The following is a 20,010-nucleotide window of genomic DNA, read 5'->3' as shown; positions in this document are numbered from 1 at the left end:
CTCCTACTTACATGTTTTTATATTAATATTAATTATAAATAACTTTAATATTAGTTTTTATTATATCACAATTACATATTTTTTGGAAATATTAGATAATATATTCAATTAACATATATTTTCTAACTATATTCAATTTTTACTTTTGAGCCTATTCCAGCCTCACTAGATGAAACTAATAGCTTAACAGGAACTCTATTTTTAAGTTCCTCGACATGACTTATTATGCCCACACTTAGATTATTACTATGCAATCTTTCCAATGATTCTATAACAATTTCTAAAAGTTCACTATCTAATGAACCAAAACCTTCATCTAAAAAGAAGAATTCTAGTGGTGCACTTCCCTTTAGTTGTATTTGAGATGAAAGAGCAAGTGCTAGTGATAGAGATGTTAAGAATGTCTCTCCACCAGATAGAGTATCAATGCTTCTTCTTTCTCCCCCATTAAAGTTATCTCTCATTACAAAATTTAGTGTTGAGTCAATTTCAAGTGCATATCTTCCTTTTGTTATTCCATCTAACCTTTTTGATGCTTCCAACGCTATATATTTTAATTGGTTTGTAGAAACATATTCTACAAATTTATTTCCTTGTACACATTTATCTAATTCTTCCAATAAGTCCACATTGTGTTCAACTACTTTGAGTTCTTTATTAAAATCATTTATCTTATCTAAAGAGTCTTTTAATGTTATTAGCTGATTTTGATTAGCTCCAATATCTTTGGATATATTTCCTATTTCTACTTTCAAATTATAAATCTCATCTTTTAATTGTTCAAAGTACTCCTTCTTTATAGTTCTTCCATTTAATTTTTCTTTTGATGACTTTATTTTAAATGATAATAGCTTTTGTTCTTCTTCATGCTCTAATATCTCTTCAACCAATTTTTTTACTTCATCAGCATCTAATAAAGCTCTTTTTACTGTATATATGCTTTCAAATTTATTTTCTGCCAATAGTCTATTTAGAGTTGATTTTTGTTCTTTATATTGTTCCTTAGCAGTTTTAAGCCTACCATCTATATTATGCTTTTCGGCAATGTTTTTTTCATATTCTAATCTTTGCTCTTCCAATTTTTTCTTACTCAATTCTTCTTGTTCTAATATCTTACATATATTTTCTTCAACATTATGTAAAAGATTTTTAGCTAAATCACCCTTTGTTATGTCAATAACTTCTTTATACTTATTATCTCTACTCAATTTTTTTTCCACATATAATTCTCTAGCCTTTATTAACCCTATCTCTATTTCATGTAGCTTACTTTCATTTTCTCTTATTTTAATGTCCAATGAGTCTCTATTTTTTAATAAATTTGAATGCCCAGTACTTAGTAATTCTAATTCTTTTTCATTCTCTCTTATTTCCTTTACTTTTGAAAATAGATTAGAAACTTTAGTAATCGTCTTTAATCCTATATACTCCTGTTTAAGTTTTTTACATTTATGTTCTAAGCCTTCTATCTCTGTATTTAAATCTCTTGTTAATTTCTTATAGTTGTTCAAACTCTCTTTTATTTTTAATTCTTCTTTTTCAATTCTATTTTTTTCTTCTTTAGCCAATGTTACCTTATTTTCGGTATTCTCTTTCTCTTTCTCCCACTCTTGAATATTAAACTTCAACAAATCAAGTTTTCTCTGTTCATCATCAAGTTTTTTTAATAATTGGCTAGATGTAAAATTCCCTAGTTTTCCCTTTACATCTTCAAGTTCTTTAGTCTTCATTTTTTCTATAGATAAATATCCACTTACTTTAGCATTTAGTTCCTCTATATTGTTTCTTATACTTATTTTTTCTTTTTCTAATTTTTCCAGTTTCTCTTTGACAAAGTCTATATTTTCATCATATTCAGTTATATTATGATTTTCATGATGTTTTGACCCACAAACTGGACAAGGCATATTTTCTTTTAATTCACGTCTAAGTTCAGAAGCTAAATTTAAATACTTTAGTTCTTCTAACTCTTTTTCTAGGTCTTCTCTATTCTTTCTATTATTTTCAAGTTTTTCATTTAGTAAATTTATTTCCCTTTCAGTATTAAACTTACTTTCAAGTATTATCTTTAATTCATCTTGTATACTACTTTTCTTAATTTCATTTTCCTTGGTATTATTTGCTTTATTTCTTAATTCAGTCACATATTCAGATTTTAAAAGTAAATCTGCACTCTTACCAGGACATTTTTTAAGAAGAACATCCAAGTGAATAGATAAATTTTCTAGGTTGCGATTTATATCATTTTTATCTTTATCAATATATCTAACTTTTAAATTTATATCTTCTGTCTTTTTGAGTATTTCTTCTAGTTTATTTATCTTTTGATTTTTCTCTTCTAATACATTATTGTAATCTTTCTCATATTCATATGCTAAAAATATTTTTTGTTTTAATTCTGCACTTATATTTACTTTATCAATTTTTCCTTCAACTTCTTTTATAGACTTATTAACTGCATCTTTTCTGGACTCCGACTCTTGCTTTACTTTTTCTAATTCCACTTTATTTTTATTTAAATTAATCCCACTTTCTTTTAACTCTTTTAACTCTTTATCTAATAAAACTAACTCTTCTTCTAATTTTATTGCTTGTTGTAACCTTATTTTTTCTTCACTCAATTTAGGAACTTCTTCATTCTTAATTTTGCTTATTTTTTCATATCTATTTTTTATAACTTCAAGTTCCTGATTTAATATCACTAATTTCTTTTCTAAATTACCTACTGTAAAGCTATCTTCATTTATCTTTTTTTCTAGATTTTGAACTGAACTTATGTACGGGTCTACCTTTCTCGCATTACCATCATTTTCTACAAGAGCAATCTTTTCTTTTATCTCACTACTTTTTAAATTAAGTTCATTTTTTCTAAGTTCATTTTTCTCTAATTTTAATTGCTCTTCATATACTGCTTTACTCTCTTCGTAAGATTTCTGAGCTAAGTCTAAAGCATTATTCTTTTCTTTTTCTAATTTTTTTAACGCTATTAATTCTTGATTTATACTGTTGTATATTTCCTCTGTAATCCCATCATATTGACTTAATTTTGATTTCAAATCTTTTAAATTTTGTAATTGTAGATTTTTTCTCTTTTTCACTTTTTCTCCAAGACTTCTTCCATATTTCTCAAGATTGAAAATTCTCTCTAACATATCTCTTCTATCTGCACGTGACAATCTTAGAAACTCATTAAATTTGTCTTGTGGTAAAACTACTGACCTAGTAAAATCATTTGCTGTTAATCCCACAACCTGAGCCACTTTTTCATTTACTTCCACAACTTTATCAGCCAAAACATTTTTAGTATTGTCATTCAATATTTCTATTAATCTAGCATTAGAAGTCTTTGTTCCTGTTTTACTTCTAGCAATAGTTCTGTCTACAATGTATCTTCTTCTAGTGTTTTTACTCCCTATCTCAAACTCATATGATATAATTGCCTTATCACACACACTATTTATATATTCTTTAGTATTTCTGGATATATTTCCATACATAGCAATGGTTATGGCATCTAAGATTGTAGATTTTCCACTTCCAGTAGTTCCAAATATCCCAAACAAACCTCTTTCAATTAGTTTTTCAAAGTCTATAACTTGTTTATCAATATAGCTATTAAGCCCTGTAAGTTCTAATCTAATTGGTCTCATCTGCTGATTCACCTTCTTCACTTATTATATCTAGAAATAAATCCATAAGTTCTCCTTTTGGCTCTACACCTTTGCTAAAAGAATAAAACTCTTTAAATAACTCTGCCATAGACTTTTCTTTTATATCTACACTTTCTTGTTCATAACAAGATGTTATTATTGGTTTTATTTCTATTATGTCTTTTAATAGTTCCTTCATTTTTTTAATTTCATTCTGTGATATTATCTCATCAGTATTTATTTCAAAATATGACCAAATCTCTCTATCTTGATTTTTTTCACATATATCTAGTGCTTCTTCTATTCCATTGCATTTAAATACTTCTATAGGTTTATAATTATTAAAATATACTTCCTCAATTATTGGTTTTTCACCAGCTTTTATATCTACTATGTATGCACCCTTAGTATATGCTCTTTCATCCTTGCTATATTGAAGTGGAGAACCAGAATAGTATGCATTTAAACGTTCAGAAGCTTTCTGTTGTTTGTGTAAATGACCTAATGCAGTATATTGAGCCTTTTCTGGCAAGTCTTTTCTTTCAACCAAAAAACTTCCACCTAGTTGTATCGGTCTTTCTGATTCAGTACTCTCTCCACCTATTACAAATATATGTGATACGGCTATATTTATAGTATCACTTCTAAAATTTTCTTCTAATCTTCTAAATATATCTCCTACTTTTTCAGAATAATTTTTTTGTTTTTCCAAATCATCTTCACTTGAAAAAACTTCATTTAACCTTTTTTCACTTGGATAAGGTAATGTAGCAATTACAACACTTTCTCCATTTATATTTAGTGCTGTGCATCCTTGTGTTGCATATGTTATTTCAAATCCTTTATACTTAGCTTCTGTTGTAGCACTTAATGGATAACCAAATATAAGTATACCCTGTTCATGTGCTAGAGGTGTTATTGCAGAAAGTCTCTCTGGATTATCATGATTTCCTGAGATTATCAATACACACCTCTTACCATTATTAGCAAGTCTTGATACAGTTTGATAAAACAGTTTTTCTGCTTGTGCTGGAGGATTAGAAGTATCATATATATCCCCAGCAATTATAACCATATCTATTTCATTTGACTCTACTATTTTTATAAATTCTTCACAAAACTTTGCCTGTTCTTCAATTCTAGAGTGGCCCTCTAGGGATTTCCCTAGATGCCAATCTGATGTATGAATAAATCTCATCTTTTCCCCTTCCTCTATCTTTATACTTAATTTATATAAAAAAGCTAATAACAAACAGCCTCGTCAACTCCAAATAAATATATACATTTCTCTTTCACTGACTTCCCAGTTAAAGTTTCAATAACATCTGCATATAAATCCAACTGTTTTTTATATTTCTCTATTATTTGATTTATATTTTCTTCATTTACAAAGTCTGTTTTATAATCTACCAAAACTATTTGATTATCTTCTTCAAAATAAGCATCAACTATACCTCTTAACATGACACTTTCTTTATCATAAAGTTTTTTATCATCATTTTTTATAAGTTTTTCATAAACATAGATGTCTTTCAAATTCACTTGTGCATAAATTGATTTTTCTCTATTTATAAGTTCAGCATTCAACATTCTTTTTCCTATGCTAGAGGCAAAAAACTTATATATTTTATATGGATTTACTATACTAGCTTGCTTTTCTGTTATTATACCTTTTGAAACAAAACCTTTTATTTGTGATTTTATATCATTTACACTACTCACTTTTTTTAAGTCTAAAACCTCCATAACTAAATGGACTATTGTACCTCTTTCTGCTCCATTTATTTTTTCTCTTTCTTCTTCATTTTGAATGAATAGAGGTTTTTTTAATATTACTTTTTGTTCAAATATAGTATTTATTAACTCTTCCTCATAATTATTTTGTATCTTTTTTATTTCTGTAACAGATATAGTAGCAGGTTTTTTTGTGCTAAATTCATATGGATACATGTAGTTTAATTTTGCTTCTATTTCATTGTAATAATCACTGTCAGGACTATCTACATCTATTTTTTCAAGAATTTCTTCAACACTTTCTCTTTCTTCATCATTCTTCTTTTCTACTAAAATGTCGTTCTTATTCCATAGTTTTCCATACCATTTTGAATTATGGTCAACACTAAAAACTGCATCTAATCCTACTTCTTCTAATAAGTTAGATAAATCTTTATGTTTTAATACACAAGGCATTATCCAATCTAAAAAATTTTTACCTTTTAATATCTCATATTGCGATATTGTATTTAAACTTTCAATTCCATTTGACCATCTCTTTATACTATCTTGTATATTTCTAGTAGAACCTGTTATAATCAATTTTTCTTTAGCTCTTGTAAATGCAACGTATAAAACTCTCATCTCTTCTGATAAATTTTCTATATTTATTTTGCTTTTTAATGCTTCTTTGGCTATACTTGGAAAAGAAATTCTTCTCTCATAATCTACAAACTGAGGTCCATACCCTAAATTGTGATGATATAAAATACTTTTTTTAAAATCTTGGGTATTGAAATTTTTACCCATTGCAGAACATATAACTACTGGAAATTCTAGTCCTTTACTTTTATGAATACTCATTATTCTAACAACATTTGCATTTTCACCAAGTGTTTTTGCACTTCCCATATCAGAACTAGATTTCTTTAACTTCTCTATAAAATTTACAAAGTTGAATATTCCTTTAAAACTAGTCTCTTCAAATTGTTTTGCTCTCTCAAACAATACTTTTAAATTAGCTTGTCTTTGACTTCCACCTGGCAATGCTCCGACATAAGCATAATATCCAGTTCTTGTGTACAAATACCATATAAATTCATCTGTACTCATGTACATTGATTTTTCTTTAAATTCCTTTAACTTAATTAAAAAATCTTTACTTTTATTTATGCACTCTTTACTTGGTATAAACTCAGACCCATTTTCATTTTGAGAATCTGTAAACTCGTCGTACTCTGATGTACTTTGTAAAACCTCATAAAAAGTTTTATTTTTACTCTGAATTCTAATATCAATCAAATCCTCTGGTGTAAATCCAAATATAGGCGATTTTAATACAGATATAAGAGGTATATCTTGCATTGGATTATCTATTATCTGAAGTAATGACAATATTGTTTTTATTTCAATTGTATCAAAATATCCCACTCCAACATCAGCGTACGTCGGTATGTCCATATTCATCAACTCATCTGCAAACACTGGAGCCCATGCAGATGTAGCTCTTAAAAGAATAACTATATCTCTAAATTCTACAGGTCTATATGCATCTATTCCCTTATCATAAACCTTTTGAATTTTTCCATCTTCATTAACTTTCATTAAATCTTTGATAATCTTTCCAACCATTCTAGCCTCAAGTTGTATATTATCTAATTTTTCTTCTTCTAGTTCATCTTCTTCATTATTAGCACTATCATCTTTATCATTTATAATATCATCTTCAGGTTTATTATCTTTTTGTATTAGGTGTATTTCTGTTGCTCCACCAACAATAGATTTCTCGTCTGTATCCATCTTAAAATCTGCACCTAAATTGAGCCTTTCTTTTTCTGTATATTCAATTTCTCCTATATTCTCATTCATTATATTTTCAAATATATAATTTACAGCATCTACAACTTCTTCTCTACTTCTAAAGTTTTTATAAAGCATTATTTTTCTATGGGAACTTCCCTTTTTATCATTATAGTTATTATATTTTTTTAAAAATAATTCTGGCTTTGCTTGTCTAAATCTATATATACTCTGCTTTACATCACCAACCATAAATCTATTTGGAATTTCTGTATTAGCCACAGCTTTAAGCAGTACTTCCTGCACTAGATTACTATCTTGATATTCATCTATAAATATTTCATAAAACTTGTTTCTATATCCCACTGCTATATCAGAAGGTACAATATTACCTTTTTCATCTACATTTGTGAGTATATTTAAGGCAAAATGCTCTATATCATTAAAATCTATTATTCCTTTTTCTCTTTTCTTATTACTATATTCCTCTTCAAATCTCAGTACAATATTAGATATGGGCTTAACTATATTATAAAGATATTTTATTTCTTCTCTAATAGAGTCATTATCTTTATTGAATGTAGCATTTACTATACTTTCTAAAGATTTCTTAGTCTTATCTCTTATAGTTTTTGCCTTTTCCTTTGATTCTTTTATATACGAAGGAGCATCTTTTGGAATTCTTTTTACTCCTTTTGCATAATTTTCAAAGGACATACTTGCCATATTTTTATATGTCTCATTCCAAGATTTATTACAAGCTTGTGAAATATCGACTATTTTTTTATACTCAACAGCTAACTTTTCTGTAAAAGTTTCTAATTCTTCTATTGATTCCACTTCTTTTAATGCCTTTTCCATGTTTAGACAAAGACCATTAATTTCTATTTTTACAGTATCCAGTATAGCTCTAGCCCAAATAGACTGTGAAAAATCAAAATTTTCGTCAATATTAAACCTTTCTGCTGAATCAATCAACCATTTTTTTGGTTCAGGAGAAGCCATTGCAAATGAATATATTCCTAAGATAATATCTTGTACTTCTTTATCTCCTCCTCTTTCCGCATAACTTTCAACTAAATTTAAAAATCCCTCATCTCTTTCTTCATATAAAGCTTCAAATACTTCCTCTATTGCTTCTTGTTTCAAAATAGCACATTCAGTTTGGTCTCCTATTCTGAAATTAGGGTCTAAGTTTATTCTATGAAAGTTTGATTTTATAACATCCAAACAGAATGAGTGTATTGTTGTAATACTAGATTTATTTAATAAAACAAGTTGATTTTGTAAATGTTTATTTTCTGGATTTTCATCTAAGGCTTTTCCTATAGCATCCCCTATTCTCTCTCTCATCTCTGATGCAGCGGCATTAGTAAATGTAACGACCAATAACTTATCTATATCAATTGGATTTTCTCTACTCGTTATCATTTGAATTATACGCTCAACTAGCACTGCTGTTTTCCCTGAACCAGCAGCAGCTGCAACCAAAAGGTTGCATTCTCTACTTTCTATGACCTCTAGTTGCTCTTTTGTCCATTTAGGAGAACTCATTAATTAACATCTCCTTTCATCATCTTTATTATCTCTTCATTACTCTTATTATTTAAATTTTTATATTTATTGTCTTTCATAGTTGAATCAAATTGGCATATAGCAGAGTAATCACAAAAGTCACATGATGTCCCATCTTTATGTTTATATGGAGCTATACGTATTTCTCCACTTAACATTTCTTCACATAAATCCTTTATAGCGTGCTTTACATATTTTCTAAGTAATTTAAAGTCTTCATAGGTTATTGCTGAAGTACTTTTACCTACATTTCCATCCTTAGTAAGACCTACTGGTATTACTAAAGAGTTTTTTCTTTCTCCATCTATTAATGATTTATCCATCTCTTTTATTATGTGAGAGTCTTTTACTACAAGCCCCTTCATTCTAAGTTCTTTTAATATTGCTTCTTGTATTTCTTCATCATCTTTATCTTCGTTAAATTTTGCTATTGGATTATTTATTCTACAATATAGTATTGCAGCTGGATTTATATTTATATCTTCACCTTTTACGCTTTCAAGGATTGCATCTAAATACACAAGTAATTGTAACTGTAGACCATAATATATTTCTGTTAAACTTATGGATTTATTGCCTGACTTATAATCTACTATTCTTATATATTTATTTTCTCCTTCTTCAAATTCATCAACTCTATCTATTTGTCCAACCAAATTTACTTCTTGTCCATTTTCCAATACTATTTTTATAGGAGGATATTTTCCGTTGTTTCCAAATTTAACTTCATAGTCTATTGGTTCAAATGAGCCTTGTTTTATTTGCTGGCTAATTATAGTTATAGCAGTTGTCAACATATTCTTTAATCTATATGCAAGATATTTATACCTCTCGGAACTGTTTAATATATATCCTGGTATCTTTAAAATTATTTCGTCAACTATTATACCTATCTTTGATTCTATATATTTTTCATCAATATCTCTCCAAGATAAATTATCTTGTGAAAGTTCTTTTGAAAACCTATCTAAAATATTGTGAATAAAAGTTCCTAAATCTGGTGGTGTAAATGAATACTCTTTACGTTTTCTTGCTTTTAGACCATATTGTATAAAATAAGCAAATGGACATTCAGCATATTTTTCAAGCCTAGATATACTAAGAGAATTACTTTTATACAATGACCTTATTTTTTTCTCTTCAATCTTATGAACTTGATTAGTATAACTAAGACCTTTTATAACTTTTTTTGTTATAGAACTATACATTTCATCCTTTAGGTAGTATCTATATATATCTAACCAAATACTATTAATATCTTCTTTATTGTAACTATCATTGTCATAATTTTTTATTACACTTATAAGTTCATTAAATGTAGGTGATTTAACTGTTATTTTTTTAAGTATATCTTCATCAGTGCTCTTATTTTCTTCTACTAAATAACTTTTATTTTCTATATTTGGAAATATCTTCTTAAGCCTTGATATAATTATTGATGGTCTAAGTGTTTTACCCTCATGGTCCGATATTGGATATGTTATGATTAAATTCTTAGATGTCGAAGTAAGAGCTTTATATACAAGAAACTGTTCTTCAAAGCTTCTAGTCTTACTATCAATATCTACTTCGATTCCTTTGCTTCCAAGACTTTCCCTATCATTATCACTCAATATTCCGCTGTCCTTTGTAATCAGAGGAAATACACCATCAGTAGTTCCAATTAGGTATAAATATTTGGTATCTGGATTTTTCATTCTATCCACACTACTTACAAGTACCTGGTCTATACTAGGAGGAACTAATCCTAATTCGTACTCATCAAAACCTAAAGTTATTAATTTTATAAATTTTTCTAAAGAAATTATTTCATTCCCCATAAGTTCTACCATTTGGTCTAAGATGTCCACTACTATGTCCCAAACTTGTGAGTACTGGTTTGCAACATCAAGTTCCCCTTTATCCTTAAAATTTACTATTAAACTTTCTATAGTTTCCGGCATATTTATATCTAATAAAAATTCATATATATACCTACAGATTTCTTTTACTCTATTTTTTCCTTTTAATTTTTCTTGTAAAGTTACTATAGGCTCTAATACTCTATTTTTTATTTCATTTATTTTAGCTTTTAATTCAAGTTCAAATTCACTTTCTTCACTTGAAAGACTTTGTGTTATTCTATAATCCCATTTTTCATCAAACCATTTCTTACCCTTAATCCCATTAGCCAACACATAATTTTCTAGTAAATTTATATCATCGTTATCAATTCCTATAAGCCCACTTTTTAAATACCTAAACATAGTTTCATACCCATATCGTCTATTCTTCATTTCTAAAGCTGAAATAATTAAAATAACTATTGGATTACTTTTTGCCTCTCTCTTCTTATCTATAAAGTTTGGTATATTATATTCATTAAATATAGAGTGTACTAAAAAATCATATCTATTTAAATCTCTTGTAGCAATAGTTATATCTCTATATCTGACATTCTTATCTCTAACTAAATGTATAATTTCTCTGGCTATTTCTTCTACCTCTGAATATAAGTTATTAAACTCTTTTATCTTTATATTTTCAGTTGGATTTGAATATATCTTATATGGATAAGCATTATAAAATCTTTCTAGGTGCTGTAGTTCCTTAACTTCTTCAAATCTTTTTATAACACCTGTATTTAAATTTACTTGTGGCAGTATTTTTATTCCTTCTTCGTTGCACAATTGAGTCAATTTTGAATAAGTAAATTTCGTTCTAGAAAATACATCAGCTTTACTATACCCAATATAGTTAACATCATCTACAGTCAAAGAAATATTAACACTTTTACATTTACTTAATATACTATTTAAGACATTGTACTGATTTGGTGTAAAACCTGTAAATTCATCTATATAAATACAAGCTCCATCTAAATAACTGCTTAATTCAATTTTATTTGCCAATGAAGTTAACATATCTTGAGCGTCTACATAATTTTCATGCAATTTCCCTTCAAAAGAGTTATATATTTTACTTATATCTTTTAATTTTAAACTTAAAGTTTCATTATCTATCTCACCAGATATATTTTCTAACATCTCAGGGCTTATATTATACTGTTTCATTTCTGATATCATATCTGTAATTGAGCTTACAAAACCAGATTGCGATTTTGATTTTGAAAATACATTTAATTCTTCACTTACATCTTCAATAGCCCTATATACCATCATTGCTTTTCCACTAGAATTTATATTTATATCTGTCAATCCTCCTGCTTGAGAAAAAACTATATTACTCAGTGTTTTAAAACTAAGCACCCTAACTCTCAAATACTTATCCTTTTCTTTTCCTAAAAATAGTTTACTTACCCTATTTTCAGCCTCAAATGTGTACTGTTCTGGAACTAAAAGTATAATTGATGTCGTTTCATTTTTTTGAGCTTCTTTTTTAATCTCATCTAACATATAGGTGGATTTTCCACTTCCACTTCTACCTAATATAAACCTAAGTCCCATAAATTTCCGCCTCCAAAATACTATAATCTATTTCTTTACCATTACATAACTTATTAAATTCACAATACTCGCAATGCTTTTTATTTCTATAGCACATACGTTCTTCTTTATTATATACCTTTTCTATATCATTGTATAGATTGTCTTCGTATGTATGTTCCTCATAATTAGTATTCTTTATCATGCTTATATAGTTTTGAATTTTACTTTTATTTGCTTCATGTTTTTGTGCATTATATAAAATGGTAATTGGTAAATCATCAAATTCAGGCTGATAATATCTCATATTTATATCTTTAACATTTACGTCTATTTTTAAAACTTTCGGTATTACTTCTTTTGCTAAAAACATATAAACAATTGTTTGTATTCTATTTTCTACATTTTTATAGTCAATCTTTTTAGACTCAGTTTTCCAATCCCATATCTCTATACTTTTTTTTCCAATTACAACTAAATCATACTTTGCTTGTATTGTATCTCCATTTAAAGTCATCCTTACTTCATATTCTGGTAGATATATTTTTTCTTCTTCAATAGGAACAATTTTTTTTATATTTTCAATCCACTTTAAAAATTTTTTACCCTTTTTATCACCCTCATTAAAATAGATTCCAAGAGGTATATTGCTAAAATATCTTTCACAAATTAAATGAAAATCTCTTCCAGTTTTTAAACTTTCGTAATATTCTCTATTATCAGTATCATCACTTTTCCAATTTATTCTATCAATATATTTATATTTAAATTTCAATGGACATGATTTATATGTGTTGATTGAATTTTGACTGTAAGAAAAATATTTTAATCTATCATTCACTCATATCACTTCTCTCTTAACTTTATTTTTAATAACTATTTACTGCATATACTGTTCTATCCTATTTTCAACAATATATTAAACATCGCATTAATTAAATTCTTTATATATATTTAACCTCTTTTCAGTAATATGACGGTTCAATCTGCCTAAATATATACATGGTTTTTGCTCTTTTCTCTTGTTTCCTATATCATTTTCATCTCTATAAGCACTTCCTGAAAGTATTAACATCTCCTTTGCTCTAGTGATTCCTACATATAAAAGTCTAATCTTTTCATTTATAGAATCAATCTTTGTTTTATAAGCATAATCAGTTGAAATACTTCCTTTTAATATAGCTTCAATTTCTGATTTAATAATTGCCATAGGATTTTTATATTTTTCTTTTAGATACCATTTATCACTCTGAAATTTTTGATTGATATTGTCAGGGAAATTATATTCAATAAGACCTAATAAAAATACGCAATCCCACTCCATCCCCTTTGATTTATGGTAATTACATAGTGTTATACTCCCAGGCTCTGGCTCATATCCATTTATCTCATATACTACATCTATTATGTGATTGAATACCTTATTTTTTACATCAAACAATAAATTATATACATCTTCTAAATCCATATTTATATTTTCTGATACTAGATACTTTATATAAAAAGATATATAATCAAGTACAGCCTTATCTTCTTTTTCTAAATTAAGTTTTTTTCCAATAAACAAAACTAAAAGGTCTAACCTTATTATTGGATATTCTAATATATATTTTATAATATCTATTCCTCTTTTGAAGCTTAAATATATATCACTTTCTTCATTTCCTTCTATTAAATCATTATCTAACTTACTAAATTCAAAATTGTAGATAATTTCTTCTGTAGAATAGTTTCTTAATTTTTCTAAAAAATTCTTTAACTCTTCTTCATTATCAGTATTTATAAAAACCTTCTCAAGTACAATTATTAACTTTTCTATATCATCACAATGTAACATAAAATCAATAATAAATGCTATATTGTTTATAACCTTCCTCTTACTCAAAGAATTTGGCCCTAATTCTTCAAAGGCTAGATTATACTCCCTAAGTTCTTTAGCAACTTGTGTAACTTGCTCATTAAATGGAACTAATATACCTATACTTTTATCTGGGTATTTGTTTTTTATACCTTTAACATATTTAGCAGTTTGCTCTATTTCATTTTTCCAACTCTCATACCACTTTACGTTTATGTTGTAATGCTCTGGATTAGGATTTTCTTTATATCCCATTCCATTTGGTACAGTTTTTATTTGCATATCTTCAAGGGCATGTCTGCATTCTTCCTGTCTAAATTCCTTTGTAACATATTCCACAAGGATATTTGCTAAATCAAGTATATCTTTTGAACTTCGATTTGACATATCCATCCTATAACAGAAATCTGCATTATTTATAAACTCTTTAAAAAATCTAGGGTCTGATGATGAAAATGTTCCTGTTATACTTTGATTTATATCTCCAACTCTAACTAAATTTTTATTTTCACTAGATATAATTTTTATTATATTACCTTGAATTTCATTTGAATCCTGACATTCATCTTCAAAGATGTATTTGTATCTGGTTTGAAACTTCTTTCTAAGCCCTTCATCTAAGCTTAAAGTTTTTTCTGCTAAAATTAATATGTCATCATAGTCTAATAATCCATTTTGCTTTAACTTTCTATCATATAATTTATATATTGGGAGAATAATTTTAAGCATTCCTTTGTGTCCTCTTGCCAATATTTCTTCAAGTTTATCTGGAGAAATTCCCTTATACTTAAGCTCACTTATTGCATTTCCTGCAAATTCAAAAAAACCTCTTTCCCAAGCTTCGAGAGTTATTTCTTTCCAACGCTCATCTTTTTGTTCCTTTAAAAACCATCTAAAAGCTCTTTCTCCACCTTCAAATCTAAATCTACTTATACATTCATTTAATATAATATTTTTTTGTAAATCATCAGCTATATTAAAATCCTCACTTAACATTACAACTTCTGGTTTTTCCTTTATTATTTTTACAGCCAAACTGTGTATAGTCATTACTTCATATGAACTAGTGTCATCTATTTTATTCTCTTCAAGAATCTTTCTTATTCTACCTTTAAAATTGTTTACAGCACTATTCATATATGTAAGAACTAATATTTTACCGCCCTTATGTTTCTGTTCAAGTAATAATTTAGCTACTAAATTTGTTATTATAAATGTTTTTCCAGCGCCTGGCACTGCTGGTACTGCCATAGTACCATTATCATAATTTATGATTGGTATCTGGTCTTCTCTATAATTTATATTAATCATAATTTTTATCTCCTTTATGTGAGATTTTTAAAAGTATACTATATAACATACTTTCTTGGATATAGCCATTAATCGTATACTCACTTTTATACGCATAGATTTTCTTTGCACTTAATAGCAAATTATACACTGTATTGTATAGATAATATTTCTTATAGTATTCTTCCATTTCATTTGTATAAATCTTTTTTTCCTCAAAAGATTTTCTAAGTACAATTAAATTGCTTATATCCTTTTCTATTTTCATATTCCAAGCATTACTTCCTATATCCACCCATATTTGTATACTTCTATCTATATTTGATGATATATATGAATAAGGAGTGGTTATTACTACTTTGTCTTTGGATTTTAACTCTTCTATATCAACGACAGAGTAATAATCGTTTATCGTAGTCTTCAAAGCTTCTATAAATATCTTTTCTTTTCTCATACCAAGTAAACTTATACTTTCACTAAAAGATTCACTTTCAGCTATTATCTTTTTACATAACCCAACATTCTTTTTACCTTCTTTTAAACTTAGCATCTTATCTATATAAAACTGAATTAAAAATTCATGTATTTTTATGTCACTCTTCTTTTTTTCTTCAATATACTGTAAAATATCACGATACTGACTATGTTCACCCATATTATCAATACTTAAATGTCTTGTTTCATTGAAAATCTTAAATGCTTTTATCCTATTTATATCTAAAAGAGTTTCTAAAAAGCTTAAATACTCATCATCTTTTATAAAATCTAAATACCCATAGAATATACATGTAGCCACTACTAATGCATTTCCATATGGATAATCTACAGCTTTTTTATCTTTCTTAGTATTAAAAACATCTATATTTTTTTCTATCAAAGAATCTCTAATTTGATGCTCCAATATAGTATTGTTTATAGGAGATATAATCGCTATATCTCTTGGAGATGTACCATCTTCTATGAGAGATATGATTTTTTTACTTATTAAATCTAACATTTCATTGTATAATTGGCTTGATTGATTTAATTCTATAGTTGCAGGTAATAAGTATAAATCTTCTATTCCAATATTCTTCTTATTAATATCTTCTTCTTCAGTTTTAAGTTTTGATATTATCTTTTCCTTTATATAGTCCATATCTACATTATTAAATGCAGAATAATCTTTGCTATAATCAATATACATATAACTTTCTAGTACATTATTTAATGCTTTTGTAATAAAATCAACTTCTACATTACTTGAATTTTCAAGACTATCCACTATTATATACCTAACTTCTTTAAATAAATTCTTTATATAAAAATCATCATTAAGTAAATACTGATTGTACATATATACACTTAGTGCATTATCTAAAAGTGAATTTGATAGTAATGAGTTTATATAATATGATACAATTTCATCCATTTGAGTGTATGAAAATCTATATATACTATTTTTATTTTTCTTTGATGAATATATTTTTTCTCCAATAAAATCGAAGTCAACTAAATTAAATGCAGATTTATTTATATTTGTCATTATACTATTTGCTATTGATTTATTTGTTCCTGTAATATCTTCAAAATAGCCTTCTTGTACCCTTTTTTCCTTAACTTTTTGCACTATTAAATATTCACTTAGACTATTTGATATAAAAGTTGGAGATACAGTTTTTTTATTTATTTCATCACACTTTTCTATTATAAGTGGCCAATATTTTAATAATTCCTTTTTCACAAAACCTATATATGTTGTTATCTTTAATTCTTCACTATAATCTAATTTTAAAGACCTTTCATACCTTATCTTTGTATTATTGTTTGGTACTAATAAAAGAATATTTCTTGAATTATTCTCAGTTTTATCTAATAATTCTCTATATTTATCTAAAGATTCATTTCTATATTCTTTTAAACTACTTTTTTCAAATAAGTATTCCACATAATCACCTTCCTCAATTAAATTAAGTGTATATTATCTAATTATATCATAATGTGTATTTTACAAAGTACAATCAAATTATTGCATTTAATTACAAAAAAAGCTATATACACACAGCTTTACATTCATATATGCAGCAATGTATATATAGTCTTTGTTGTTGATACACTTATAGTTCATTTTTTAACTTTAACATTAATTTACAAAAATAAATTTACGTTAAGATTTTAAATATTTTTATTTACTTTAACGATTCTTCTATTCCTTTACCGATTTGTGTACCCATATCTTTTACTTTATCTGATGTATTAAGCAAGCTCATATCTTTCTCATTATCTAAAAATGCACATTCTACAAGTACAGCTGGCATATCATTAGTTCTTAAAACATACAAATAATCTTTTGTAGGGTCAGTTGATAGCGTTCTTGTTTTTATACCTCTATTCTTTAGATTGAACTTTTCTAAAATTCTATTTAATATATTACTAGCTAGAGTCTTAGTAGTTCCCCCATCTTTATCTTTAAGTTTATAAAATACTTCTACACCATTTCCAGTTGTATCAGACGCATTATAATGTATACTTGTAAATAAATCTGGTCTTAAGGAATTAGACAAAGCAGTTCTATTTCCAAGTGATAAAGTCTTGTCTGTGTCTCTAGTCATAATTACATTGATTCCCTTTGAACGTAAATATTCAGTCGTTGCAAGTGAAGTATTTAAAGTATAATCTTTTTCTTTAATACCACCTAATGGTTTCCCTGTTGTTCCAGTATCTGAACCACCATGCCCTGGGTCAATCATAACTGTCTTAGCCCCACTAGTTTCTGGGTCTGTTGGAGTCGTATTGTGTTTAGATAATGATGATGCTATAGAACTCATTACCTTTGAAGTCAGTCCTCCTCCTATTTTGTATACTTTATTAGCTGATTTAGCTTCTAAATTATCTTTATGGTACGCAGACACATATGTTTTTGGTGTTATAAGTATTGGAGATTTTAAATTAGCTGCCAATGGACCTGCTGCTAAAGCATCAACAAGTACATCTGATTTAGCTACTAAAACGGCTTCTAATTCATCTTCTGTATAGAATTTTTTTATGACATTTGCATTTGTTTCATGTCTATCTGCTCCATATACTCTATTATTAGTAACACTCTCCTTAGTTATGTCATTTACCTTATTTATAATATTTGTTGATATCATTTGAGGACCACCTATAAAATAAGCCTTTTGTAAATCCTCATTTTCCAACCATTTGTATGTATTCTCTGTAATACTATTTTTGTCAGTCAATATAATTGGTTGCTTGTCTTGCCCTGCTTTTGCTGCTATAGTAAGCGCATCTACTTCTCCACCATTAGCATTTGTTATATATACTTTATCTACATCGTGATTTTTATCTATTTCTTTTGCTATCAATAAAGATGTCTCATATCTATTAGAGCCACTTAGACGTGTTTGACTAGCGTTTACAACCGATTTAATTTGATTGGCAGTAGTTTTAGAAATAGAATTCTCATTTCCAACTATAATTACATCTTTAGGGTTTAGACGCTTTAATTCTGATTTTACACTAACAGGCACATTATTTTTTTCAACTAAAAGTATTGGTGCATTATATGTAGTTGCTAATGGAGTTGATATAATACCATCAATACTTACATCTCCACTTATCACAATTACCTTATCTGAACCATTTTTCCAACCCTCTTTACTTATTTTAACTGCCGTTTCATATCTATCACTTCCTGTAAGTTCTGTGATAGGTGCAGAAGTCTTTCTCAAATACTTATTTACATCTTTTCTTGAAGTTATATCTTCAATTATACATTCCTGTGTTACATTGTAATCTTTTAAATTTAATCCCATCTTTTCTAGGTCTTGTTTGTTTAAAGTTTTAGGATTATTTTCACTATTTATTGTTATCCCTTGTAATTCCCAAACATTTAGATATTCTGGGTCTTTATTATAATTGATAGTTCCTTCATATGAACCAGTTGATTGGTTGTAATTTAGAGTTGTATCTAATGGCATATCGTAACATTTATATTTTAATGTAATGCTATCTGCATCTAGTTTTTCTTTAAATTTGACACTAACTTTTGATGTACTACCTAAAACTATACTTTTTTTCTCCAAGTTTATATTTAAATCTTCACTATTTTCCATAGCATTAGATTCAGTGGCAAACGCCATTGTAGGTGCAACAATCGCCATTGAAAGAATTCCTGTTGTTAATAATTTTGTATTTCTTCTCATATCAATCTCCTTATTTAACATAAATTTTTAATTTAGTCTTTTTAATTTTTAATATGTCAAAATGTATCTAGTTAAAATTATAAATAAGTATATAAAAAATAAACTTACAAAACAAAAAATAAAAAAATTAAATATACTGAATATATTTAATTATTTCCACTATATCATTTATTGCCAAAAAAATCTATAAAATACAAAAAAATATAGTAATTGTACTTTTATTAAATTTAATACAACAAAAAAAGATTACGTGGCTACGTCCTACTCTCCCAGGCAGTTTCCCACCAAGTACCATCAGCGCTAGAGAGCTTAACTTCTGTGTTCGGAATGGGAACAGGTGTATCCTCTCTGCTATTGTAACCACATAATCTTTTGGAGCGGGTGAAGGGGATCGAACCCTCACAGCTGGCTTGGAAGGCCAGAACTCTACCATTGAGCTACACCCGCATTAAATTTTATAAATTAGTAAAGCTAACTTTTTAGAGTTAGCACTCTAAAAACTACATATATAT

8 protein-coding genes, 1 tRNA gene and 1 rRNA gene are annotated in these 20,010 nt (G+C 27.3%); all 10 read right to left on the bottom strand.

Going from position 1 to position 20,010, the window contains the following annotated elements:
* Nucleotides 1-122: 122 nt before the first annotated feature.
* The 10 genes from JJC02_05015 to JJC02_04970 all read right to left on the bottom strand — a co-directional run bounded on the left by JJC02_05015 (nt 123) and on the right by JJC02_04970 (nt 19,945).
* Complete coding sequence (locus JJC02_05015; protein ID UDN55539.1) at nt 123-3,650, bottom strand: AAA family ATPase; 3,528 nt, start codon at nt 3,648-3,650, stop codon at nt 123-125.
* Nucleotides 3,637-4,848: an exonuclease SbcCD subunit D gene (locus JJC02_05010; GenBank protein ID UDN55538.1), complete on the bottom strand. Its 1,212-nt coding sequence runs from the start codon at nt 4,846-4,848 to the stop codon at nt 3,637-3,639. The genes JJC02_05015 and JJC02_05010 overlap by 14 nt, the downstream gene beginning before the upstream one ends.
* Before the next feature lie 44 nt (nt 4,849-4,892).
* Nucleotides 4,893-8,717: a helicase-exonuclease AddAB subunit AddA gene (gene addA, locus JJC02_05005; protein ID UDN55537.1), complete on the bottom strand. Its 3,825-nt coding sequence runs from the start codon at nt 8,715-8,717 to the stop codon at nt 4,893-4,895.
* Nucleotides 8,717-12,184 carry a helicase-exonuclease AddAB subunit AddB gene (gene addB / locus JJC02_05000; protein ID UDN55536.1) on the bottom strand — a complete coding sequence of 1,156 codons (3,468 nt, stop codon included), beginning with the start codon at nt 12,182-12,184 and terminating at the stop codon, nt 8,717-8,719. The genes addA and addB overlap by 1 nt, the downstream gene beginning before the upstream one ends.
* Complete coding sequence (locus JJC02_04995; protein UDN55535.1) at nt 12,174-13,004, bottom strand: PD-(D/E)XK nuclease family protein; 831 nt, start codon at nt 13,002-13,004, stop codon at nt 12,174-12,176. Before JJC02_04995 ends, addB begins: the two co-directional genes overlap by 11 nt.
* Nucleotides 13,005-13,094: 90 nt before the next feature.
* Nucleotides 13,095-15,332, bottom strand: coding sequence for an ATP-dependent helicase (locus JJC02_04990; GenBank protein ID UDN55534.1), 2,238 nt, complete (start codon nt 15,330-15,332; stop codon nt 13,095-13,097).
* Nucleotides 15,325-17,238, bottom strand: a complete 1,914-nt coding sequence (locus JJC02_04985) for a hypothetical protein (protein UDN55533.1) — start codon at nt 17,236-17,238, stop codon at nt 15,325-15,327. Before JJC02_04985 ends, JJC02_04990 begins: the two co-directional genes overlap by 8 nt.
* A 241-nt stretch (nt 17,239-17,479) precedes the next feature.
* Nucleotides 17,480-19,498, bottom strand: coding sequence for an N-acetylmuramoyl-L-alanine amidase (locus tag JJC02_04980; protein ID UDN55532.1), 2,019 nt, complete (start codon nt 19,496-19,498; stop codon nt 17,480-17,482).
* A gap of 248 nt (nt 19,499-19,746) precedes the next feature.
* Nucleotides 19,747-19,863, bottom strand: a 5S ribosomal RNA gene (gene rrf / locus JJC02_04975).
* Between the two features lie 8 nt (nt 19,864-19,871).
* Nucleotides 19,872-19,945 (bottom strand) — tRNA-Gly (locus tag JJC02_04970).
* Between the last annotated feature and the right edge of the window lie 65 nt (nt 19,946-20,010).

Source organism: Clostridioides sp. ES-S-0054-01 (assembly GCA_021561035.1).
Taxonomy (GTDB): Bacteria; Bacillota; Clostridia; order Peptostreptococcales; family Peptostreptococcaceae; genus Clostridioides.
The sequence above is the reverse complement of the archived record's forward strand: the minus strand, read 5'-3'. Positions and strand labels throughout refer to the sequence as shown.

Coding starts and splice junctions, on each gene's coding strand:
- JJC02_05015 (UDN55539.1), bottom strand. CDS start 3,650: ATGAGACCAATTAGATTAGAACTTACAGGGCTTAATAGCTATATTGAT.
- JJC02_05010 (UDN55538.1), bottom strand. CDS start 4,848: ATGAGATTTATTCATACATCAGATTGGCATCTAGGGAAATCCCTAGAG.
- addA (UDN55537.1), bottom strand. CDS start 8,717: ATGAGTTCTCCTAAATGGACAAAAGAGCAACTAGAGGTCATAGAAAGT.
- addB (UDN55536.1), bottom strand. CDS start 12,184: ATGGGACTTAGGTTTATATTAGGTAGAAGTGGAAGTGGAAAATCCACC.
- JJC02_04990 (UDN55534.1), bottom strand. CDS start 15,332: ATGATTAATATAAATTATAGAGAAGACCAGATACCAATCATAAATTAT.
- JJC02_04980 (UDN55532.1), bottom strand. CDS start 19,498: ATGAGAAGAAATACAAAATTATTAACAACAGGAATTCTTTCAATGGCG.